Raw genomic sequence first — 405 nt, 5'->3', positions numbered from 1 at the left:
CCAGCCCGGCGATCATGCGCAAAAGCGTTGACTTGCCGCAACCGGACGGCCCGACCAGGACGACGAACTCGCCATCGGCGATTTCAAGGTCGACCGCATGCAGGACGCGGACGGCGCCATAATCCTTGCGGACCTTATCGAGTGTAACAGAAGCCATCGATCTATCCTTTGACGGCGCCGGCGGTCAGGCCGGTGACGAGATAGCGTTGCAGGAAGGCGAAGAAGATGCAGACCGGGATCAGCGCCAGGATGGATGCCGCCATCATCTGCCCCCAGTCGACGGCGAACTTGCCGATAAAGGTGAGCAGGCCGACCGCGAAAGTCTTCTGGTCGTCGCTGGAAATCAGCATCAGGGCGAACAGAAGCTCGCTCCAGGCAGCAGTGAAAACGAAGCCAAGCGTCGCC

1 protein-coding gene and 1 pseudogene are annotated in these 405 nt (G+C 61.0%); both read right to left on the bottom strand.

The features are described 5' to 3' along the window. Positions 1–157: ATP-binding cassette domain-containing protein (locus ACWTU8_RS33120; RefSeq protein WP_455851414.1), on the bottom strand; the 157-nt coding region annotated here is incomplete at its 3' end. 4 nt (positions 158–161) lie between these two features. Beyond that, a pseudogene (locus ACWTU8_RS33115) lies at positions 162–405 on the bottom strand (carbohydrate ABC transporter permease); the annotation flags it as partial.

It is taken from the genome of Mesorhizobium sp. BHbdii (assembly GCF_053848045.1).
This window is presented reverse-complemented; position numbering and strand designations above follow the sequence as displayed.